Here is a 20,619-nt window from a genome sequence, read left to right on the forward strand (position 1 = left end):
GTTAGCCCCCTTCAAACCGCAGGCGTTATGACTTTAATCCTTGGTATCGACCCCGGTTCGCGCATCACCGGCTACGGCGTGGTTCGCGATACCGGGCGTGGCTGCGTGTACGTTGCTTCCGGCTGTATCCGCACCGGTGCGGGCGAGTTGCACGAGCGCTTGCAGATCGTTTATCGCGGCGTGCGCGAAGTCATCCAGACCTACGGCCCGGTGACCATGGGCATCGAAAAGGTCTTCATGGCCCGCAACGCCGATTCCGCCCTGAAGCTGGGGCAGGCCCGCGGCGCGGCCATTGTGGCCGGCGCCGAGGAAAACCTGGAGATCGCCGAATACACCGCGACCCAGGTCAAGCAGGCCGTGGTAGGCACCGGCGCGGCAAACAAGGAACAGGTGCAGATGATGGTGATGCACCTGTTGAAACTGGTCAGCAAGCCGCAGATCGACGCCTCCGACGCCCTGGCCATCGCCATTTGCCATGCGCATACCCGTTCCAGCCTGCTGCCTCATGGTCTGGGAAGCGCACGCAGTCGTGGCGGGCGCCTGCGTCTCTGATAGCATCAGCGCATTCATTCATCAGCCCATGCAAGTTGCGCCTGTGTCGTCGGCCTTCCTGCCTGGGCTGTTATTCGCCAGCCAGCGGGCTGGCCAACGCCCAAGGATCTGAAACGTGATTGGACGCTTGCGCGGCACCCTGGCTGAAAAACAGCCGCCGCACCTGATTCTGGATGTAAACGGCCTCGGTTATGAGCTGGAAGTGCCCATGACCACCCTGTATCGCTTGCCGTCGGTCGGTGAGCCACTGACGCTGCACACTCATCTGGTCGTGCGTGAAGATGCCCAGTTACTCTATGGTTTCTTCGCCAAGCGCGAGCGGGATTTCTTTCGCGAGCTGATCCGGCTCAATGGCGTCGGCCCGAAGCTGGCGCTGGCCTTGATGTCCAGCCTGGAAGTCGATGAACTGATTCGTTGCGTGCAGTCCCAGGACACCTCGGCGCTGACCAAGGTGCCGGGAGTCGGCAAGAAAACCGCCGAGCGCCTGTTGGTCGAGCTCAAGGATCGCTTCAAGGCCTGGGAAACGGTGCCGGCAATGTTCGCCCTGGTGCCGAACCAGCCGGATGCGCCGATGCCGGCGGTCAGCGCTGAAAACGATGCGGTCACCGCGCTGATTTCCCTGGGCTACAAGCCGCAGGAAGCCAGCAAGGCGATCTCCGCGATCAAGGAAAAAGGCTTGAGTACCGAAGACATGATTCGCCGGGCCCTGAAGGGAATGATTTAAGTGATTGAAGCCGATCGTCTGATCGCCGCCACGGGCGCGCCCCGTGACCGCGAGGAAATCCAGGACCGTGCGATTCGTCCCGTCAGCCTCGCCGATTATATTGGCCAGCCGACCGTGCGCGAGCAGATGGAGCTGTTCATCCAGGCGGCACGCGGGCGCAGCGAGTCGCTCGACCATACACTTATCTTCGGCCCGCCTGGCCTGGGCAAGACCACCCTGGCCAATATCATTGCCCAGGAAATGGGCGTGTCGATCAAGAGCACGTCCGGCCCGGTTCTCGAACGGCCGGGTGACCTGGCGGCGCTGCTGACCAATCTTGAGCCGCATGATGTGCTGTTCATCGACGAAATCCACCGGCTGTCGCCGATCGTCGAGGAAGTGCTATACCCGGCCATGGAAGATTTCCAGCTCGACATCATGATCGGCGAAGGGCCGGCGGCGCGCTCCATCAAGCTGGACCTGCCGCCCTTTACCCTGGTGGGCGCCACCACCCGCGCCGGGATGCTGACCAACCCGCTGCGGGACCGTTTTGGTATCGTCCAGCGCCTGGAGTTCTACAACAACGCTGACCTGGCAACGATCGTGAGCCGCTCGGCGGGTATCCTAGGGTTACCGCTGGACCCCGACGGGGCCTATGAAATTGCCCGGCGTGCCCGGGGTACGCCGCGGATCGCCAACCGCCTGCTGCGTCGGGTCCGCGACTTTGCCGAAGTCCGGGCCAAGGGCCACATCACCAAGCCGATCGCCGACCTGGCCTTGAACCTGCTGGACATCGACGAGCGCGGCTTCGACCACCAGGACCGGCGCCTGCTGCTGACCATGATCGAGAAATTCGACGGTGGCCCGGTGGGCGTGGACAGCCTGGCGGCCGCCATCAGCGAAGAGCGCCACACCATCGAGGACGTGCTGGAACCGTACCTGATCCAGCAGGGCTATATCATGCGCACGCCCCGCGGACGCGTGGTGACCCGTCATGCTTATCTGCACTTCGGCTTAAACATCCCGACACGAATGGGTGAGATGCCGGTGGTAGACGAATTTCTCGATGCGGTGGACGATTGAACCCGCTCTGTATCCCGACTTTTTTCCGCTTCGTGCTGTCCCAGACCACGCCTGGAGCGTCAATGCGTTCAAGAATGAAAAAACAGTTGCCTGGCCGGATTGGCAACCCGAGGAGTAAGCACTAGAGTATGCGCGCGCAAAACGGGCTTGAGTCGTTCGCACATCGCTGTCGCGTTTATTACGAGGACACCGATGCCGGCGGCATCGTTTACTACGTCAATTACCTCAAGTTTATGGAACGGGCTCGAACCGAACGGCTGCGGGAACTGGGTTTTGCCCAATCCGCGCTGGCAGGGGAGGACCTGTTATTCGTCGTGCATTCCAGCGAAGCGCGCTACCACGCGCCGGCGCGACTGGACGACGAGCTGGTGGTGACTGCCGATGTCATCGAATTGAACCGCGTCAGCCTGCGCTTCAAGCAGCAGGTCAGGCGGGCTGCGGATAATGTGCTGCTCTGCGAAGGGCAGTTTTTGGTGGCCTGTGTGCGCACCCATAGTTTGAAACCCCGGGCCATTCCCGAAGCTCTACGCGCGGCCTTTGCCGGCGTGAGCGGCGCGGGTACACACTCAGAGCAGGAGATAAAGCGTGGAAGCTAACGTCGTCGACCATTCCTCCATGTGGAGCCTGGTCAGCAATGCCAGCGTCGTGGTGCAACTGGTAATGCTGATCCTGGTAGCCGCATCGGTGACCTCATGGATCATGATTTTTCAGCGCAGCAACATGCTGCGTGCCGGTCGCCGTGCCCTGGAGAGCTTCGAAGAGCGCTTCTGGTCCGGCATCGACCTGTCCAAACTCTATCGCCAGGCCGGCAGCAATCCGGACCCGGATTCCGGCGTCGAGCAGATCTTCCGTGCAGGCTTCAAGGAATTCTCCCGTCTGCGCCAGCAGCCGGGCGTAGACCCTGAAGCGGTGATGGAAGGTGTGGCCCGCGCCATGCGCGTCGCCATATCCCGCGAGGAAGAAAAACTCGAACAGGGCCTGCCGTACCTGGCTACCGTCGGTTCGGTCAGCCCGTACATCGGCCTGTTCGGCACCGTGTGGGGGATCATGAACTCGTTCCGTGGCCTGGCTTCCGCCCAGCAGGCGACGCTGGCTACCGTCGCCCCAGGTATCGCCGAGGCGCTGATCGCCACCGCCATCGGCCTGTTCGCGGCGATTCCGGCCGTGATCGCCTACAACCGTTTCGCGGCTCGCAGCGAAACGCTGACCAGCCGTTACTACACCTTCGCCGATGAATTCCAGGCGATCCTGCACCGCAAAGTGCACACCAGCGAAGAATAAGCAGGTATTTCCCGATGGCTTTAATCGCTCGAGCCCGAAACAAGCGCAAGCCGGTTGCCGAGATGAACGTGGTGCCTTACATCGACGTGATGCTGGTGCTGCTGGTCATCTTCATGGTGACCGCGCCGATGCTCAATCAGGGCGTGAAGGTCGATCTGCCCAAGGTTTCCAGCGAAGCCTTGCCGCAGGACAACAACACCCAGGTCCTGACCATTTCGATCAAGGCCGACAAGACTTATTACTGGAACCTTGGCAGCGAAGTCGACACCGAGAAGCAGCAGGACCGGGCCATGACCCTGCCGCAGATGACCGATGCGGTGACCAAGATCATCAATGCCGGCAACGGCAACGGCAAGCGCACCCAGGTCTTCATTCGCGGCGACAAGACCGTCGACTACGGTGCCGTGATGGGCGCCATGGGCGGCCTGCAGAAAGCCGGGGTCGGTAATGTTGGCTTGATCACCGAGGCGCCCTGATGCAGCAACAGCGAGAGCCGTCCGCCTCGGAAAGCTACTTCTGGCCTAGTGTCCTGGCAATCGGCCTGCATGTGCTGGTATTCGGCATGCTGTTCGTCAGTTTTGCCATGACACCGGAGCTGCCGCCGGCCAAGCCGATCGTGCAGGCGACCCTGTACCAGCTCAAATCGAAAAGCCAGGCCACCACGCAGACCAACCAGAAGCTTGCCGGCGAGGCGAAGAAATCCGCCGCGCGCCAGACCGAAGTCGAGCAGATGGAGCAGAAGAAGGTCGAGCAGGAAGCGGTGAGAGCAGCGGAACAAAAGAAAGAGGAAGCTGCTCAAAAGGCCGAAGAAGCCAAGAAGGCCCATGAGGCGAAAAAAGCGGACGAGGCCAAAAAGGCCGACGAAGCCAAGAAAGCCGACGAGGCGAAGAAAACCGCCGAAGCGAAAAAGGCAGAAGAGAAACAATTGGCTGATATAGCCAAGAAGAAAGCCGAAGAAGAAGCCAAGAAAGCCGCTGAAGAAGAGGCCAAGAAAGCGGCCGCTGAAGAAGCGAAGAAAAAAATTGTCGAGGACGCGAAGAAAAAAGCGGCCGAAGACGCCAAGAAGAAAGCTGAAGCTGAAGAGGCGAAAAAGAAAGTCGCCGAAGACGCGAAGAAGAAAGCCGCCGCCGACGCCGCCAAGAAGAAGGCCCAGGACGCAGCGCGTAAATCCGCCGAAGAGAAAAAGGCCCAGGCCCTGGCAGATTTGCTTTCCGACACGCCGGAGCGTCAGCAGGCCTTGGCCGACGAGCAGGGCGATGAAGTCGCCGGCAGCTTCGACGATCTGATTCGCGCCCGGGCGGCGGAAGGCTGGGCTCGTCCTCCTTCGGCGCGCAAAGGCATGACGGTAGTATTGCAAATCGGCATGTTGCCCGACGGTACGGTTACCTCGGTCAGCGTGGCCAAGTCCAGTGGCGATGGTCCGTTCGACGCTTCGGCGGTCGCAGCGGTCAAGAACATTGGGCGATTGACGGAAATGCAAGGAATGAAGCCGAGCGATTTTGCTCCCTATCGTTCGTTCAAGATGACATTCACACCTGAGGATCTAGCCTTGTGAGAAACCTTCTTCGATCAATGCTTGTCGTTATCTGCTGCCTGGCAGGGATAGCGGTAGCAGAGGAAAAGAACATCCTGGTCACCAGCGGCAGCGACCGTGCGACCCCGATCGCCGTCGTTCCGTTCGGTTGGCAGGGCGGCAGCGTCCTGCCGGACGACATGGCGGAAATCATCGGCAACGACCTGCGCAACTCGGGCTACTACGCGCCGATTCCCAAGCAGAACATGATCAGCCTGCCAACCCAGGCCAGCGAAGTCATCTACCGCGACTGGAAGGCTCTTGGCGCCCAGTACATCATGGTCGGCAGCATCGTTCCGGCCGGTGGCCGCCTGCAGGTGCAGTACGCCTTGTTCAACGTCGCCACCGAGCAGCAAGTGCTGACCGGCAGCGTGTCGGGCAGCGTTGACCAGTTGCGTGACATGTCCCACTACATCGCCGACCAGTCGTTCGAGAAACTTACCGGCATCAAGGGCGCGTTCTCGACCCGCATGCTCTACGTGACCGCCGAACGCTTCTCCGAGAAAAATACCCGCTACACCCTGCAGCGCTCCGACTATGACGGCGCCCGCGCGGTGACCCTGCTGCAATCGCGCGAGCCGATCCTGTCGCCGCGTTTCGCCCCCGATGGCAAGCGCATCGCCTATGTGTCGTTCGAACAGAAGCGCCCGCGCATCTTCGTCCAGCACATCGACACCGGTCGCCGCGAGCAGATCACCAACTTCGAAGGCCTGAACGGCGCGCCTGCCTGGTCGCCCGACGGTACGCGGCTGGCGTTCGTGCTGTCCAAGGACGGTAATCCGGACATCTACGTGATGAACCTGGCTTCACGCTCGATCTCCCGCGTGACCAACGGCCCGGGCATCAACACCGAACCGTTCTGGGGCAAGGATGGCTCGACCATCTACTTCACCTCGGACCGTGGCGGCAAGCCGCAGATCTACAAGACCAGCGCCGGTGGCGGTGGTGCCGAGCGCGTGACGTTCGTCGGTAACTACAACGCCAACCCTAAGCTTTCGGCGGACGAAAAGACTCTGGTGATGATCCATCGCCAGGACGGTTTCACCAATTTCAAGGTGGCGGCCCAGGATTTGCAGCGCGGTAGCGTAAAAATCCTCACTGATAGCACTCTGGACGAGTCACCTACTGTTGCGCCCAACGGCACCATGGTAATCTACGCCACCCGCCAGCAGGGCCGGGGAGTCTTGATGCTCGTGTCCATTAATGGACGCGTGAGGCTCCCGCTTCCTACCGCTCAAGGCGAAGTCAGAGAACCGTCCTGGTCCCCTTACCTGAACTGACGCGGCGCAATACGTTTTACTTAACACACTGGGGTTCATTAGGAGTTTCACGATGGAAATGCTGAAGTTTGGTAAATTTGCTGCGCTGGCTCTGGCCATGGCTGTAGCTGTAGGTTGCTCGTCCAAAGGCGGCGACAACGCCGGTGAAGGCGCTGTTGATCCAAACGCTGGTTACGGCGCTAACACTGGTGCAGTTGATGGCTCCCTGAGCGAAGAAGCTGCTCTGCGCGCAATCACCACCTTCTACTTCGAATACGACAGCTCGGACCTGAAGCCAGAAGCCATGCGCGCTCTGGACGTTCACGCCAAAGACCTGAAAGCAAACGGCGCTCGCGTTGTTCTGGAAGGCAACACCGACGAACGTGGTACTCGTGAGTACAACATGGCACTGGGCGAGCGTCGTGCGAAAGCCGTTCAGCGCTACCTGGTACTGCAAGGTGTTTCCCCAGCTCAGCTGGAACTGGTTTCCTACGGCGAAGAGCGTCCAGTTGCTACCGGCAACGACGAGCAGTCCTGGGCTCAAAACCGTCGCGTCGAACTGCGTAAGTAATTCGTCATGCGAACGTGCCGTCGTGCTGTAACTGTTCTGGCTCTCAGCCTCGCGCCGCTTGCGGCGTGGGCTGCGGTTCCTGTGGTCGATAACGATGCCGGCTATAACAATAGCGGGAGCAGTTATCCGCCTGCAGGTTACGGTACGAACGGCGCCTATGCCGGGGGAGGGGTTTCGGCCCCTGTCTCGGCACAGGGCGAGCTGTTCAACCAACTGCAGCAAATGCAGGATCAACTGTCACGCCAGCAAGGCGCGATTGAAGTTCTGCAAAACGAAGTATCGCGCATGAAGCAGGAAAACCTGGAGCGATACCAGGATCTTGATCGGCGCATAGGAACCGGCGTTGCACCTGCCGCGACTCCTGAGAATTCTCCAGCCGGTGGCGACTTGAACGCCCCCGGTGCAGCCGCAGGCGCCGGGGCAAGTGCCCCAGCAGCACCTGCCGCTGGTGGCGAGCCGGCTGACCCGGCGAAGGAAAAGCTCTATTACGATGCTGCCTTCGACCTTATCAAAGCCAAGGATTTCGACAAGGCCAGCCAGGCCTTCGGCGCTTTCCTGCGTAAATACCCCAATAGTCAGTATTCGGGTAATGCCCAATACTGGCTGGGCGAAGTGAACCTGGCCAAGGGCGACCTGCAAGGCGCAGGCCAGGCGTTCGCCAAGGTCTCGCAGCTGTATCCCAAGCATGCCAAAGTGCCGGATTCGCTGTACAAGCTCGCTGATGTCGAGCGCCGCCTCGGTCATACCGACAAGGTAAAAGGCATTCTGCAGCAGGTGGTGGCCCAATATCCGGGTACCTCCGCCGCTCAGTTGGCCCAGCGCGATCTGCAACGCATGTAAGGCCGTTTGACCCGTTTTGAAGAAACCCGCGCCTGTCGCGGGTTTTTTCGTTAGAATTCACGCCCTTTTTCTGAAACACGCTTCCTGGGATCTACGCGTTGGCGGGGTTGCTTGAAGTGCCTGACGGAGGCGGACAGCCTGTTTAGCTGTTACGCCCGTGGCGACTATGCAAGACACATTGAGAATTACCGAAGTTTTTTACTCGTTGCAGGGTGAAACGCGGACGGCCGGGCTGCCCACTGTTTTTGTGCGCCTCACCGGTTGCCCGCTGCGTTGCCAATACTGCGACAGCGCCTACGCCTTCAGCGGCGGTACCTTGCGCACCCTCGATGACCTCGTTGAACAAGTCGCAGGTTTTCGTCCGCGCTATGTTTGCGTCACTGGCGGTGAGCCATTGGCACAACCCAATGCCATTCCTTTACTCAAGCGACTGTGCGATGCCGGCTATGAGGTCTCGCTGGAGACCAGCGGCGCCTTGGATATCTCGGCTGTCGATCCGCGAGTCAGTCGTGTCGTGGACCTGAAGACCCCTGGTTCGAAGGAGGCGCATCGTAACCGCTACGAGAACATGGAGCTGTTGACGTCCAACGACCAGGTCAAATTTGTTATCTGTTCGCGGGAAGATTACGACTGGGCGGTGTCCAAGCTGATCCAGTACGGACTCGATCAGCGCGCCGGCGAGGTATTGTTCTCGCCGAGTCACCACGACCTGAACGCCCGGGATCTGGCCGACTGGGTGGTAGCGGACAACTTGCCGGTGCGCCTGCAATTGCAGCTGCATAAATATCTTTGGAACGACGAGCCGGGGCGCTGACATGACTGAACAATCAACCACTTCTGAAAAACGTGCCGTCATCCTGCTGTCCGGTGGCCTGGACTCGGCGACCGTCGTGGCGATGGCCCGTGCCGAAGGTTATCGCTGCTACACCATGAGCTTCGATTATGGCCAGCGCCACCGTGCCGAACTGCATGCTGCCGAGCGAGTGGCACGAGACCTGGGTGTAATCGAACACAAGGTGATCGGCCTGAACCTCAACGGCATCGGCGGTTCGGCGTTGACCGACAGTTCCATCGACGTACCCGAAGCACCGAGCGAGGGGATTCCGGTGACCTACGTGCCGGCGCGCAATACCGTGTTCCTGTCCCTGGCGTTGGGCTGGGCCGAAGTACTGGGGGCACGTGACATTTTCATTGGTGTCAATGCGGTGGATTATTCCGGTTATCCGGATTGCCGCCCGGAGTTCGTCGAAGCCTTCGAGCGCATGGCCAACCTGGCGACCAAGGCCGGTGTAGAAGGGCAAGGCTTTCGTATCCAGGCGCCGCTGCAAAATCTCAGCAAGGCTGACATCGTCAAGGCGGGGGTGAAGCTGGGCGTGGACTACGGCCTTACCGTCTCGTGCTATCAGGCCGATGATCAAGGGCGTGCTTGTGGCAAGTGCGACAGCTGCCGTCTGCGTGCTGAAGGCTTCGCGGCAGCCGGCGTGAGCGATCCAACCCCTTATTTTTGATTTATTTCAAATTAAGTGTTGAATAGTCCTTAGAAATCAGTATTATACGCGCCACCACACAGAGGGTCGTTAGCTCAGTTGGTAGAGCAGTTGGCTTTTAACCAATTGGTCGTAGGTTCGAATCCCACACGACCCACCATTTTCTGTAGTTTTAAAAGTCTGGAAGGCCCACGTAAGTGAGGATTTCCGGATTTTTTTTTGCCTGGAATAAAGTATCTCCCCGCGCAGAAGCGAGGAGTCAGGTGCTGCGGCTGGACGGTCGCAGGGCGGACGCATGCCAGCTCTGCGACGAGTAGTGCGAGCGATACGCTATGACCTGACCTGGTCTGGCGCTTTCTTCTCGCCCCAAGCGGAGCGATGGATACCTGGAACCAGCACTTCCCAACCTAGCCAACGTCCTGCGTGGATTTGCCATGATGGTACCCGGCAGGACCGTTCATTTGGCGCCTTCCTGGCGAATGCCGGCAACAGAGGTTTTCGTACGACTTTGCTGTTGAGCGTGCTGACACAGAACTTCGAGTAGTTTTTCAGCTCCTTGAGTTCAAGCGACAGCATGTCTTTCGGGCACAGCAGCAGTACGTCCCCAAAGGAATACAACTGGAACGCCTCGACCTCTATTTTTTTCGCGGCAACCTGACGTGTTTTCCACAGGGTGGCGCTCAGGTCCTGCAGCTCCATGTCTTCTGGCAACGCATATCGTTCTGCCGTTTTTTGCCGGACTGACAAGCTTTCTGCCGCGATATAGGTAATGTGGCTCAAACTGCCTGGTGAAAGCATTGTGAAGGCGCAGAATGCGAGGATCATTGCCATCAGGCCATTGAAGGTACGCCTGTAGATGTCCCCCTTGAAACAATAAAAGATGATGACTGGCAGCAGGGTGAAGATGAGTGTCAACCAAGACAGACCCGCCACGTAGGGGACGGTGTCCGGCGTTTCCCTCTCCATATACGAACGTATCGTCAACAGGATTGGAAAAGCGGCGAAGATCACAGTGACAAATATGGAGAGCGAGAGCAGGGAGACGAGCCAGAATCCTTTGCGAGCCCATACCCATGACCACAGCCGCTGGCATTCTCCTGTCATCCATAACCACCTTGGCGTCATCCTGTTTTTGAATGCCCGCCACGAATCAGTAAGCCGTTTTGGCAGCCGGGCCTTTGGGGCGCGGGCTACCTTCTGCGGCTTTTGTTTTTTTTGCTTTATCTGCTGATGGTGCGCCAGGCGTTTCAGGCGGGCTCGATCCAGCCTGGCTTGGACAAGGATGCTTTTCCTGATGACTTTTTTGAACGGCGTGAAGGCGTACATGAGAAAGCACGCCACGAAGACGATCACGAATAACGCCGCGAATGTCGACCATGCGTTTAATGCGGGCAGGAAAAAAGTGGTCAGGATGAATGCGCTAAATCCAACGACAGTGGGGAACGCCAGATAAAAAACGATCTTCGGCTGGTTATCCTTCAGGTTTGAAAACAGCGAAACCGAGCAGCCGAACATCCAGGTTGTTGCTCCGAGGATGAACAGGTACGAAAGCATCAGCAGTAAAACAAGTACGACCCAGACCAACAGTGCGGACTTCACATCGATGGACGGCATGAACAGATCGATTCGTCCAATCGTGCGGGTATAGAGATACAGTGTGATGAACCCTAGCCCTGTTGCGAGCAGGCCTAAGGTGACTGTGATCTGGGTCCAATAGGAAAGAATGCGTCTGACGGTGTGCTTGAGTACTTCAGCGAAGGTTCTGTCAGGTCTGACGGACAAGGCGTAGCTCCCTTACAAGGTAAAATTCCTGGCAGGTATAGTAGCGCCAGGAAGCGAGAGCTAAAGCTTCAACCTGTAAATCTCCTACCTGAAATCGTTAGCGGATGTGCTTTGCGTAATGTTTCGGGTCCAGGCGCAATACCATTACCATCATCAGCGCGATGACCACCACGAGCGACCACCAGGCCCATTCGAAACTCCCCAGCCGGTCGCGGATCATCCCGGCAATCAGCGGCGACAGCCCGGCGATGGGGTAGCCGATGCCCTGCACGAATGCAGTGAGCCCCCCGGCGCGGCGTGGGTTGTCCAGGTGATCGAGGGAGACGATCAGACTTATGGGGAACAGCCCGCCGATACCCAGCCCCAACAGGCTCGGCCATAACAGGCTGAGGCGCTCCGGATTGAGAATCAGGCCGCAGAAGCCGGCCATGATCATGACCAGCAGAACGATCAGGATTTTACGTTTGTCCTGACTGCGGTTGGCGATCGCCGGAGTGATGAGGCCGGACAACACCTCCATCGTCGTGAGAAATCCCAGCAGCAGGCCGGCGTGCTGTTCGCTCCAGCCTTTTTCCACGTAATACGGTGCCAGCCAGGCCAGTACGCAGGTATAGGAGGCGGTGCCCAAGCCAAAAAAAATCGCCAGCAGCCAGGCCCGGGCGTTGCCGAAAAACGCTTGGTGGCGCTGGGATGCGGCTTGGGGCAGGGGCGTGACGCTCCAGCGTTGGACCCACCAGCAGCCCAAGGCGACCAGCGCCAGCAAGGCCCAGATCGCCAGGCCGATGCGCCAACTGCCGGTCTGCGCCAGGACAAAGGGTGAAAACGAGGCGGCAAGCGCCGCGCCGCCCATGATTGAGGTGACATACAAGCCCATCAGCAGCGAGACGCTGTCGGCGAAGCGCGCCTTGATCAGTGCGGGCATCACGGCCTGGATCAAGGCGATTCCGAGCCCGGCCACCACCGCGCTGGTGACCAACCCGGCGGCGCTGTCCAGATACAAGCGCGATGCCGTGGCGGTACCAATGATCAGCAGCGACAGGACGACGGTACGGTGTTCACCGATGCGCAGGGCGATGCGCATGCCCAGGAACATGGCCACGCCCATCGCCATGACAGGCAGCATGGTCAGCAGTGAAGCGCTGCTGAAACTCAGGGGCACCTCGCCGCGAATGGCTGACAGCAGCGGCCCGACCGCGGCCATCGAGGGGCGCAGGTTCAGCCCTACCAGCACGATACTGACCATCAGCCAGACGGCGCGGGTGCTGGTGGTTTGGACGTTTTCCATGATGGGGCCTTGCTAAGACAAAGCACATTTAGGCTACGGCGGCCTGCATTGGGCAAACTGAAAAACGGCGGGGCTTATCGAATAATCAAATTCCTCACCCAGTCGCCCTTCGTGGTAAGGGAGCTTGCTCCCGCTGGGCTGCGAAGCAGACCTGAAAAAGAATGGGCGCGATGCATCTGGGGGGGCCGAGTGCGGCGGTTTTGGGGCGGCTTCGCCCCCCAGCGGGAGCGAGCTCCCTCGCCACGGGTTCGGTGAGTGCCGTGAGAGGGGCTTTATTCCATCCCTGGGCTTAACGTCCCCAGCCACGCCACCAATCCAAGGATAACCACCGCTACACCAAGCTCCAGCAGCATGCTGCGCCGCAGGGCCCTCACCGCGGCTCGGTGCTCGCCGGTCTGTCGGGTCTGTTCCAGCAGCGGGCCCAGGTGAAAACGGTTCAGCGCGGCGAACCCCAGCATGGCCAGGAACAGGCCGAGTTTCAGCATCAGCAGCTGACCATAGGTGCGGTCGAGTAACCCCGCAAAGTTCGGGCCGACGATGAACAGATAATTGGCGAGTCCTGTCACAGCGATGACTGCCACGATCACCGCACCGGCCGTGGCAAATCCGCTCAGGGTCCGGGCCAGTACCGCCAGCTGAGGTTCGGCTTGCCGAAGCAGCAGGGCAAACGCGGCCAAGGCTCCGACCCAGCCACCCGCTGCCCACAGATGCAGGAAGTCGCTGATGAAATGCCAGCTCCGGCGTGCGCCTTCGTCCATGGCGCCGTGCCCTGCCCAGGCCAGCGTCGCCAGAGCCACGGCTCCGCCCAGCATGGCCAGGACCAGGCTGACGGTTGGCGAGCGGCTATCAAGCGTCACGGCGAAACCGGCCAGCAACAACGCCGCCATGCGCAGCGTCCAGCTCAAACCGACATCGGTTTCCAGCACCATCATTTCGAAGTGCGGCCACAGCTCCGCCCACTCCGAAGCTCCGCTCATGGCCCAGGTCATGCACGCCATGGCACCCAGGGAGAGCAGCATCCCAAGCATGGCCGTAGTCGCCAGCAACGACGCGAAAGGCAACACCGCGCCTGACGCCCGCTCCCGACCTCGCAGGCTGTAAAGGCCAAACGCAGCCAGGCCGAACAGCAACATCAGATCCAGGTAGAGGGCAAAGCGCAGCGCGATGTTGATCGAGTCGCTCGTCAACTCACTTCACCTTGAACGTGATATTGCCGGTGATCGGGTGCGTGTCTGACGATACCGCGCGCCACTGCACCTGGTAGGTGCCGGCGGTGAGAGGTGCATTGGGAACAATAACCATGGTTTTCGGATCATCGCTGCCGGAAACCTTGGCCGGCATGGGCATGGGGGCGTGCGCCGACATGCCGGGCATCCCGGTCATCATCAGCTTGGCGCCGGAGAATTGGGTCACGAGATTTTCGGAAAAGTGCAGCTCGATCTTCGCTGGCGATGCCCCCTCAGCGCCTTCGGCGGGGCTGGAGGAGAGCAGTTTCGGATGGGCCTGGGCCAGGCCACTGGCCAACAGGCCGGTGGACAGCGCGGCGGCCATGACAGCGGTTTTGATGAATGACATGCAAGGACTCCTACAGCTTGTTTTTCAGTGATTGATGGAGCAGGGCCAATGCCTCAGAACCACAGGCGCACACCCACTACCAGGCGTGCCTCGCTGCGGTCTTCGCCTTCGTCCCGGGCGTAGTCGGCGGTGTTGCCGTAGACGCGGTTCCAGGTCACGCCAACGTACGGGGCGAACTCACGGCGGATTTCGTAGCGCAGCCGCAGCCCCACTTCGGTGTCGGACAACCCCGAGCCGACGCCCCGATCAGGGTCATTCTTGCCGTAGAAGTTGGCTTCGGCGGTGGGCTGCAGAATCAGCCGATTGGTCAGCAGAATGTCGTAGTCGCCTTCCAGGCGCGCCGCGCTCTGGCCATCTTCACCGATGAAGGCGGTGGCCTCGGCTTCGAAGTTGTACAGCGCCATGCCTTGTACGCCGAATGCTGCCCAGGTCTGTGAGTCACCTGGCTTGAAGTCCTGGCGCACGCCAGCCACCACATCCCACCAAGGGCTGATGGCGTGGCCCCAGAGGGCCTGGAGTTCGGCTTCTTCGGTCTTGCCATGGGTGCGTTCGCCTTCGGAGCGCAGCCACAAGCGGTCGATGTCGCCGCCGATCCAGCCGGAGGCATCCCAGCTAAGGGCGCTGCCGTCATCGGCGTCTTGCCACTCCAGCTGGTCGATCAGGAAGAACGAGTTGATGGCGCTGTCGTGCACCGCGTGGCCACCGTGGTCTTCATAGACGGCGGCGCGGTCAGCGGCGGTCAGTTCGGGGATCGGTGTGCGGCTGCTGGTGGGCGCGGCTTGCATGGAATCCATGCCCTGCATCGAGTCCATGCCTTGCATCTGGCTGTGGTCCATCGCCGGCATCTGGCTGTGATCCATGCCTTGCATCGTGTCGCTTGCTGCCCAGGCTGACAGGCTGGTGCCGAGGGCAAGCGCGGCCATGGGCAGGGTGGGGGATTTAAACAAACTGATCATGGTCGGCTCCTCATTCCTGCACCCGGACTTCGCGGAACATGCCCATTTCCATATGAAACAGCAGGTGGCAGTGATAGGCCCAGCGGCCAAGCGCGTCGGCGGTCACTCGATAGCTGCGCCTGGAACCGGGCGGTACGTCGATGGTGTGCTTGCGCACCATGAACTGGCCGTTTTCGTCTTCCAGGTCGCTCCACATGCCGTGCAGGTGGATGGGGTGGGTCATCATGGTGTCGTTGATCAAGACGATGCGCAGGCGCTCGCCGTACTTGAGCAGCAGCGGCGCGGCGTCGCTGAACTTCACGCCGTTGAACGACCAGACGAATTTTTCCATGTGCCCGGTCAGGTGCAGCTCGATCGTGCGGCCCGGCTCGCGGCCGTCGGGGTCGCCAAAGGTGCTGCGCAGGTCCGCGTAGGTCAGCACTTTGCGGCCATTGTTGCGCAGGCCCATGCCTGGGTCGTCGAGCTTGGGTTTGACGCTCATGGCCTGCATGTCTACCAACGGATTGTCGTTCTCCGTTTCGGGATGGGTTTGCATCCCGCCCATACCTGGCAGGGTGCCGTGGTCCATGCCGGTCATGTCATCCATGCCCTGCATCTGGCTATGGTCCATGCCCTGCATTGATCCGTGATCCATGCCGGCCATGCCCATGTCGTCCATGGTCACCAGTGGCCGAGGGTCCAAGGGCGGTACCGGCGCCGCCAATCCGGCCCGGGTCGCGAGGGTGCCGCGGGCGTAGCCGGTGCGGTCCATGGACTGGGCGAACAGGGTGTAGGCTTGCTGCGTCGGCTCGATGATGACGTCGTAGGTTTCCGCCACGGCGATTCGGAACTCATCGACGCTCACCGGTTTGACGTACTGGCCATCAGAGGCCACGACGGTCATTTTCAGGCCGGGGATACGCACATCGAAATAGGTCATGGACGAGCCATTGATGAAACGCAAGCGGATGCGTTCACCCGGCTTGAACAGGCCGGTCCAGTTCATGTCCGGTGCCTGGCCGTTCATGAGATAGGTGTAGGTGGCGCCACTGACGTCGGCCAGGTCGGTGGGATTCATCTTCATCTCGGCCCACATCTTGCGATCGGCCACGGTGGCGGCCCAGCCGTTCTTGCCGACATCGTCGATGAAGTCGCCGACCGTGCGTTTGTTGTAGTTGTAGTAGTCCGATTGTTTCTTCAGCTTGCGGATGATCTGGGTGGGGTCCTCATCGCTCCACTCGGTGAGCATGACCACGTAGTCCCGCTCATACTGGAAAGGCTCGGGTTCCCTGGCGTCTATGACCAGCGGGCCATAGACCCCGGATTGCTCCTGGAAGCCGGAATGGCTGTGGTACCAGTAGGTGCCGTTCTGCCGGACCTTGAACTGGTAGACATACAGGCCGCCGGGCTCGATGCCTTTGAAGCTCAGCCCGGGGACGCCGTCCATGTTGGCCGGCAGGAGGATGCCGTGCCAATGGATCGAAGTGCTGTCTTGCAGGCGATTGCGTACGCGCAAGGTCACGGTGTCGCCCTCACGCCAGCGCAGCAACGGCCCGGGAATGCCGCCGTTGATGGTCTGGGCGGTGCGCGGGTTGCCGGTGAAATTGACCGGGCTTTCGCCGATGAACAGGTCGAACTCGGTGCCGCTCAGTACGTTGGGCTGGCCCGGGCTGGTAAGGGCCCAGACGGGCGAGCGCCACAAGCCCAGGCCACCAAGGATGCCGCCGGCAGTCAGGCCCTTGACGAAGGTTCGCCGGGAAGTTTTCGATTGCATGACGTTTGAAAATCCATCGCTCGATTCAAAGCAGGCACAGGAGCTGGCCCCTGTGCGGGTTGAAAAGAAGATGACACAGCCGGACGCGGCGGGTGATTACATTTCAGTCAGCTTGGCACCACGAGGGAACGGGTGCGTTGCAGTGGCCGGGCACAGGTCAGAATGATCTTTTGCAACGGCGGGATATTCTGTAGCCTTGCCGGCTTCATGCTGTCCCGTGCCTGATTGATACCCACTTTCCCGGCGGTACCCGAGTGGTCCGGAGCCGGGTGTATACTCGACTTTCGCGCAAAACGCGCCCATAGGTCTTGCGAACATGACGCAGATTTCCGAACGCCTTCTGGTCCAGGCCCACCTCGATGCCAAGCAGCCCAAGCCGCTGACGGCCGAGCAAGAAGCCTGGTACCGCGCCGCCATCGCCGCCGAGCTCAAGGCTCAGGACGCGGTGCTGGTTGCGCATTTCTACTGTGACCCGATCATCCAGGCCCTGGCCGAGGAGACCGGGGGCTGTGTTTCCGACTCCCTGGAAATGGCCCGCTTCGGCAACGCCCATCCGGCCAAGACCGTGGTGGTGGCCGGGGTCAAGTTCATGGGCGAGACCGCGAAGATCCTCAACCCTGAAAAACGCGTGCTGATGCCGACCCTGGAAGCCACCTGCTCCCTGGACCTGGGCTGCCCGGTGGATGAGTTCTCGGCGTTCTGCGACCAGCATCCGGAGCGCACCGTGGTCGTCTACGCCAACACTTCGGCGGCGGTAAAGGCCCGGGCCGACTGGGTCGTGACGTCCAGCTGCGCACTGGAGATCGTCGAGAGCCTGATGGACAACGGCGAGACGATCATCTGGGGCCCGGACAAGCACCTGGGGACCTACATCCAGCGCAAGACCGGCGCCGACATGCTGCTCTGGGACGGTGCCTGCATCGTCCACGAGGAGTTCAAGTCCAAGCAACTGGAAGACATGAAGGCGCTGTACCCGGACGCCGCGATCCTGGTGCACCCGGAGTCGCCGACCTCGGTGATCGAGCTGGCGGATGCCGTGGGCTCCACCAGTCAGTTGATCGCTGCGGCGCAAAGCTTGCCGAACAAGACGCTGATCGTCGCCACCGACCGCGGCATCTTCTACAAGATGCAGCAGCTGTGCCCCGACAAAGTCTTCATCGAAGCCCCTACGGCGGGCAACGGCGCGGCATGCCGCAGTTGCGCGCATTGCCCGTGGATGGCGATGAACACCCTGGAGCGCACGCTCCAGGCGCTGAAGGATGGCAGCAACGAAATCTTCGTCGATCCGGCCTTGATCCCCCAGGCGATCCGCCCGCTCAAGCGCATGCTGGACTTCACCCAGGCGGCGCGGATGAAATTGGCGGGCAATGCTTGATTCCTGGAGTCTTGAGACCTCTGAAGGGCTTGAAGCTTTGAGAGGTCTTGATACCTGGGGAATTCTTGTGGCGAGGGAGCTTGCTCCCGCTGGGCTGCGAAGCAGCCCCCTCCTGCCAGCACCGCATATCTTCAGATAAACCAAACAGGCCTTTTACGACTGCTGCGCAGCCGAGCGGGAGCAAGCTCCCTCGCCACGAGACCAGTGGTTGTTCCTTTACTTGGTCTTCTTGGGAATCCGCACCAGTTGCGTATCCGAGTAGATGTCATGCCAGCCGCGCTTGCGCTTGTCGAACAGCGCCCAGATAAAGCCCAGCCCCAGCAACAGCAACGACGCAATCGACACCACGAACCGCAACAGCGCCTGCCACAGGCTGATGGCCGTGCCATCGGCGTTCTGCACGCGAATACACCAGACCTGCATGCCCAGGGTCTGGCCGTTGTGGGTCCAGAACTTGGCGAAGAAACCGAACAGCACGAAGAGCAATACGGTGGACAGCAGCGGGTCACCGTCCAGTGCTCCGGCGTCGGTGAGGGCGCGCATCTTTTCTTCGCCGATGATCGCCATCTGGATCATCTTGTAGACGCCACCGGTCACGATCAGCAGTGCCGTGCACAGCAGGAAGTCATAAAACATCGCTGCCAGGCGACGGCCCAGGCCGACGGGGGGGAAATCGCCCTGGGGAGTGAGCAGGTGTTTCGGCATGACGGCCTCGGCTGAAAAAAGAAGCCATTTTACGGATTTGCGCCCATAAAAAAGCCCCTGATATCAATCAGGGGCTTTTTAGTTTGCGAAAGCCTCAGGCCTCGGCTTGAACCTCGTCAGCCTGCATGCCTTTCTGGCCCTGCACAGCGACGAAAGTGACTTTCTGGCCTTCTTTCAGGCTCTTGAAGCCGTTGCCCTGGATGGCGCGGAAGTGCACGAACAGGTCCGGACCGCTTTCAGGGGTGATGAAACCAAAACCTTTTTCGTCGTTGAACCACTTGACGGTACCGCTCTGACGAGTAGACATTTTCTTAATTTCCTTGACGCTAAATTAATGACAGCCTCTTTCAACGCGAAAGAGTACTGGGGCTGGGTTGCAGGAAAGTAAGATGACGTCGAACGGGATGTAGCTAACTTCGTAGGCTACTGCCCAGGTCACGATCCAAGCGACCCATGCAAACACAGTGACGAAACTCTACGCCAACTTCCAATGAAAAAACAACCCCCCTCAAGGGCCCGGATTTGCTCAGCTTGCTGGCGATTTAGATGTTTCGCTGGAGAAGGCTTATTCGAAAGGCTAGTCCAATAGTTCCTCGACGTTATAAGCCGGTTGAATATCAAACATGCACCTTTTTATGGCGGTTGCGTTACACATTAGTGCACGTTTAACGCAACCGCGTTACTTATAGAAACAGCCAATCAACCACGGTAGTAGCGCTGTGCAACAAATGGCATTTTGCTTACAAGCATGGGCACCTTTTTCCCACGCACAATGGCCCAGACCGGTGTATCCATTGCCACGTAGGCACTTTCCAGATAGCCCATGGCCAACGGACCGCCCAACGTCGGGCCAAAACCGCCGCTGCATACGGTGCCGATGGTCTCGCCAGCTTCGTTGACGATCTCCGCGCCTTCGCGCACCGGTGTGCGTTCCTGGGGCAGGAGGCCGACGCGTTTGCGGCTGACGCCGCTCTGTTGTTGGGCGAAGATGGTCTCAGCCCCGGGGAACCCACCGGCGCGGGCACCGTCGGCACGGCGTACTTTGGAAATGGCCCAGAGCAGGCTGGCTTCGATCGGCGTGGTTTCGGTGTTCATGTCGTGGCCATAAAGGCACAGGCCGGCTTCCAGGCGCAGGGAGTCGCGGGCACCGAGGCCAATGGCCGCGACTTCCGGTTCGGCCAGCAGGGCGCGGGCGAGTTTCTCTGCGTCGGCGGCCGGCACGGAAATTTCGAAACCGTCTTCGCCGGTGTAGCCCGAACGGCTGACAAAACAATCCACGCCCAGCAGCATGACGCGCTGGAACTGCATGAAGGTCATTTTCGCCACGTCTGGCGCCAGGCGCGCGAGTACGCTGACGGCGGCCGGGCCTTGCAGGGCGAGCAGGGCGCGGGCTTCGAACAGCGGTTCGATGCTGCACCGGTCGCCGATTTTCGCTTGCAGGTGGGCCAGGTCCTGATGCTTGCAGGCGGCGTTGACCACCAGGATCAGTTCGCCATTGCCCAGGTTGGCGACCATCAGGTCGTCAAGGATGCCGCCGTTATCGTTGGTGAACATGGCGTAGCGCTGCATGCCCACCGGCAGGTCGATGATGTCCACCGGCACCAGTGTCTCCAGGGCTTTGGCGGCATCGGCGCCGGTCAGGCGGATCTGGCCCATGTGGGACACATCGAACAGCCCGGCCTGATCACGGGTGTGCTGGTGTTCTTTCATGACGCCCAGCGGGTATTGCACGGGCATGTCGTAGCCGGCAAATGGCACCATGCGCGCGCCCAGCTCAAGGTGCAGAGCGTGCAGCGGGGTTTTCATCAATTGTTCGGTGGACATATCAGCTCCTGGAAA

The 20,619-nt window shown here is 60.3% G+C and carries 22 protein-coding genes and 1 tRNA gene; 14 read left to right on the forward strand and 9 right to left on the reverse strand.

Annotated elements, in window-relative coordinates; all coding sequences use genetic code 11:
• Window positions 1-27: 27 nt before the first annotated feature.
• The 13 genes from ruvC to J3P97_RS05520 all read left to right on the forward strand — a co-directional run bounded on the left by ruvC (window position 28) and on the right by J3P97_RS05520 (window position 9,509).
• Window positions 28-552, forward strand: a complete 525-nt coding sequence (ruvC, locus tag J3P97_RS05460) for a crossover junction endodeoxyribonuclease RuvC (RefSeq protein ID WP_305496403.1) — start codon at window positions 28-30, stop codon at window positions 550-552.
• 115 nt (window positions 553-667) lie between these two features.
• A complete protein-coding gene (gene ruvA, locus J3P97_RS05465) occupies window positions 668-1,276 on the forward strand; it encodes a Holliday junction branch migration protein RuvA (RefSeq protein ID WP_434569629.1) in 609 nt (202 codons plus the stop codon).
• Window positions 1,277-2,338, forward strand: coding sequence for a Holliday junction branch migration DNA helicase RuvB (gene ruvB, locus J3P97_RS05470; protein WP_003178599.1), 1,062 nt, complete (start codon window positions 1,277-1,279; stop codon window positions 2,336-2,338).
• Window positions 2,339-2,466: 128 nt separating this feature from the next.
• Entirely contained in the window at window positions 2,467-2,934 is a 468-nt protein-coding gene (ybgC, locus tag J3P97_RS05475; RefSeq protein WP_030140799.1) for a tol-pal system-associated acyl-CoA thioesterase, read from the forward strand.
• A complete protein-coding gene (gene tolQ / locus J3P97_RS05480; protein WP_305496399.1) occupies window positions 2,924-3,619 on the forward strand; it encodes a protein TolQ in 696 nt (231 codons plus the stop codon). Before ybgC ends, tolQ begins: the two co-directional genes overlap by 11 nt.
• A gap of 23 nt (window positions 3,620-3,642) precedes the next feature.
• A complete protein-coding gene (gene tolR, locus J3P97_RS05485; protein WP_162488970.1) occupies window positions 3,643-4,095 on the forward strand; it encodes a protein TolR in 453 nt (150 codons plus the stop codon).
• Complete coding sequence (gene tolA / locus J3P97_RS05490) at window positions 4,095-5,174, forward strand: cell envelope integrity protein TolA (RefSeq protein WP_434673645.1); 1,080 nt, start codon at window positions 4,095-4,097, stop codon at window positions 5,172-5,174. Before tolR ends, tolA begins: the two co-directional genes overlap by 1 nt.
• Window positions 5,171-6,472 carry a Tol-Pal system beta propeller repeat protein TolB gene (tolB, locus tag J3P97_RS05495; protein WP_370870988.1) on the forward strand — a complete coding sequence of 434 codons (1,302 nt, stop codon included), beginning with the start codon at window positions 5,171-5,173 and terminating at the stop codon, window positions 6,470-6,472. The genes tolA and tolB overlap by 4 nt, the downstream gene beginning before the upstream one ends.
• A 52-nt stretch (window positions 6,473-6,524) precedes the next feature.
• Entirely contained in the window at window positions 6,525-7,022 is a 498-nt protein-coding gene (gene pal / locus J3P97_RS05500) for a peptidoglycan-associated lipoprotein Pal (RefSeq protein WP_003178634.1), read from the forward strand.
• 6 nt (window positions 7,023-7,028) lie between these two features.
• Window positions 7,029-7,862, forward strand: coding sequence for a tol-pal system protein YbgF (gene ybgF / locus J3P97_RS05505; protein WP_434569627.1), 834 nt, complete (start codon window positions 7,029-7,031; stop codon window positions 7,860-7,862).
• Window positions 7,863-8,028: 166 nt separating this feature from the next.
• Window positions 8,029-8,676 carry a 7-carboxy-7-deazaguanine synthase QueE gene (gene queE / locus J3P97_RS05510; RefSeq protein ID WP_434602956.1) on the forward strand — a complete coding sequence of 216 codons (648 nt, stop codon included), beginning with the start codon at window positions 8,029-8,031 and terminating at the stop codon, window positions 8,674-8,676.
• Window position 8,677: 1 nt separating this feature from the next.
• On the forward strand, window positions 8,678-9,370 hold the full coding sequence (gene queC, locus J3P97_RS05515; RefSeq protein ID WP_305496390.1) for a 7-cyano-7-deazaguanine synthase QueC: 693 nt from the start codon (window positions 8,678-8,680) through the stop codon (window positions 9,368-9,370).
• A 63-nt stretch (window positions 9,371-9,433) separates the two neighbouring features.
• Window positions 9,434-9,509 (forward strand) — tRNA-Lys (locus J3P97_RS05520).
• Between the two features lie 170 nt (window positions 9,510-9,679).
• Here the strand turns inward: J3P97_RS05520 and J3P97_RS05525 are convergent.
• The 6 genes from J3P97_RS05525 to J3P97_RS05550 all read right to left on the reverse strand — a co-directional run bounded on the left by J3P97_RS05525 (window position 9,680) and on the right by J3P97_RS05550 (window position 16,700).
• Entirely contained in the window at window positions 9,680-11,131 is a 1,452-nt protein-coding gene (locus J3P97_RS05525; protein ID WP_434673646.1) for a hypothetical protein, read from the reverse strand.
• A gap of 97 nt (window positions 11,132-11,228) precedes the next feature.
• The gene (locus J3P97_RS05530) at window positions 11,229-12,416 is read right to left on the reverse strand and encodes a cyanate transporter (RefSeq protein WP_434673647.1); all 1,188 of its coding nucleotides are present in this window, start codon (window positions 12,414-12,416) and stop codon (window positions 11,229-11,231) included.
• Window positions 12,417-12,688: 272 nt separating this feature from the next.
• A complete protein-coding gene (gene copD / locus J3P97_RS05535; RefSeq protein WP_434674510.1) occupies window positions 12,689-13,549 on the reverse strand; it encodes a copper homeostasis membrane protein CopD in 861 nt (286 codons plus the stop codon).
• A 55-nt stretch (window positions 13,550-13,604) separates the two neighbouring features.
• Window positions 13,605-13,991: a copper homeostasis periplasmic binding protein CopC gene (gene copC / locus J3P97_RS05540; protein WP_434673648.1), complete on the reverse strand. Its 387-nt coding sequence runs from the start codon at window positions 13,989-13,991 to the stop codon at window positions 13,605-13,607.
• Window positions 13,992-14,044: 53 nt separating this feature from the next.
• A complete protein-coding gene (locus tag J3P97_RS05545) occupies window positions 14,045-14,914 on the reverse strand; it encodes a copper resistance protein B (RefSeq protein WP_434674511.1) in 870 nt (289 codons plus the stop codon).
• A gap of 43 nt (window positions 14,915-14,957) precedes the next feature.
• On the reverse strand, window positions 14,958-16,700 hold the full coding sequence (locus J3P97_RS05550; protein WP_434673649.1) for a copper resistance system multicopper oxidase: 1,743 nt from the start codon (window positions 16,698-16,700) through the stop codon (window positions 14,958-14,960).
• A gap of 316 nt (window positions 16,701-17,016) precedes the next feature.
• Between J3P97_RS05550 and nadA the strand changes: the two genes are divergently transcribed.
• Window positions 17,017-18,075 carry a quinolinate synthase NadA gene (gene nadA, locus J3P97_RS05555; RefSeq protein WP_305496382.1) on the forward strand — a complete coding sequence of 353 codons (1,059 nt, stop codon included), beginning with the start codon at window positions 17,017-17,019 and terminating at the stop codon, window positions 18,073-18,075.
• Between the two features lie 216 nt (window positions 18,076-18,291).
• Here nadA and J3P97_RS05560 read toward each other — a convergent pair whose 3' ends face one another.
• The 3 genes from J3P97_RS05560 to gcvT all read right to left on the reverse strand — a co-directional run bounded on the left by J3P97_RS05560 (window position 18,292) and on the right by gcvT (window position 20,604).
• The gene (locus J3P97_RS05560) at window positions 18,292-18,780 is read right to left on the reverse strand and encodes an RDD family protein (protein WP_434569619.1); all 489 of its coding nucleotides are present in this window, start codon (window positions 18,778-18,780) and stop codon (window positions 18,292-18,294) included.
• 94 nt (window positions 18,781-18,874) lie between these two features.
• Window positions 18,875-19,087, reverse strand: coding sequence for a cold-shock protein (locus tag J3P97_RS05565; protein ID WP_003227496.1), 213 nt, complete (start codon window positions 19,085-19,087; stop codon window positions 18,875-18,877).
• 392 nt (window positions 19,088-19,479) lie between these two features.
• Window positions 19,480-20,604: a glycine cleavage system aminomethyltransferase GcvT gene (gcvT, locus tag J3P97_RS05570; protein ID WP_434673650.1), complete on the reverse strand. Its 1,125-nt coding sequence runs from the start codon at window positions 20,602-20,604 to the stop codon at window positions 19,480-19,482.
• Window positions 20,605-20,619 lie beyond the last annotated feature (15 nt).

It is taken from the genome of Pseudomonas sp. R1-15 (assembly GCF_051132085.1).
GTDB lineage: Bacteria > Pseudomonadota > Gammaproteobacteria > Pseudomonadales > Pseudomonadaceae > Aquipseudomonas.

Coding starts and splice junctions, on each gene's coding strand:
- ruvC (WP_305496403.1), top strand. CDS start 28: ATGACTTTAATCCTTGGTATCGACCCCGGTTCGCGCATCACCGGCTAC.
- ybgC (WP_030140799.1), top strand. CDS start 2,467: ATGCGCGCGCAAAACGGGCTTGAGTCGTTCGCACATCGCTGTCGCGTT.
- tolA (WP_434673645.1), top strand. CDS start 4,095: ATGCAGCAACAGCGAGAGCCGTCCGCCTCGGAAAGCTACTTCTGGCCT.
- pal (WP_003178634.1), top strand. CDS start 6,525: ATGGAAATGCTGAAGTTTGGTAAATTTGCTGCGCTGGCTCTGGCCATG.
- ybgF (WP_434569627.1), top strand. CDS start 7,029: ATGCGAACGTGCCGTCGTGCTGTAACTGTTCTGGCTCTCAGCCTCGCG.
- queE (WP_434602956.1), top strand. CDS start 8,029: ATGCAAGACACATTGAGAATTACCGAAGTTTTTTACTCGTTGCAGGGT.
- queC (WP_305496390.1), top strand. CDS start 8,678: ATGACTGAACAATCAACCACTTCTGAAAAACGTGCCGTCATCCTGCTG.
- J3P97_RS05530 (WP_434673647.1), bottom strand. CDS start 12,416: ATGGAAAACGTCCAAACCACCAGCACCCGCGCCGTCTGGCTGATGGTC.
- copD (WP_434674510.1), bottom strand. CDS start 13,549: ATGTTGCTGTTCGGCCTGGCTGCGTTTGGCCTTTACAGCCTGCGAGGT.
- copC (WP_434673648.1), bottom strand. CDS start 13,991: ATGTCATTCATCAAAACCGCTGTCATGGCCGCCGCGCTGTCCACCGGC.
- J3P97_RS05545 (WP_434674511.1), bottom strand. CDS start 14,914: ATGGCCGCGCTTGCCCTCGGCACCAGCCTGTCAGCCTGGGCAGCAAGC.
- J3P97_RS05550 (WP_434673649.1), bottom strand. CDS start 16,700: ATGCAATCGAAAACTTCCCGGCGAACCTTCGTCAAGGGCCTGACTGCC.
- nadA (WP_305496382.1), top strand. CDS start 17,017: ATGACGCAGATTTCCGAACGCCTTCTGGTCCAGGCCCACCTCGATGCC.
- J3P97_RS05560 (WP_434569619.1), bottom strand. CDS start 18,780: ATGCCGAAACACCTGCTCACTCCCCAGGGCGATTTCCCCCCCGTCGGC.
- J3P97_RS05565 (WP_003227496.1), bottom strand. CDS start 19,087: ATGTCTACTCGTCAGAGCGGTACCGTCAAGTGGTTCAACGACGAAAAA.
- gcvT (WP_434673650.1), bottom strand. CDS start 20,604: ATGTCCACCGAACAATTGATGAAAACCCCGCTGCACGCTCTGCACCTT.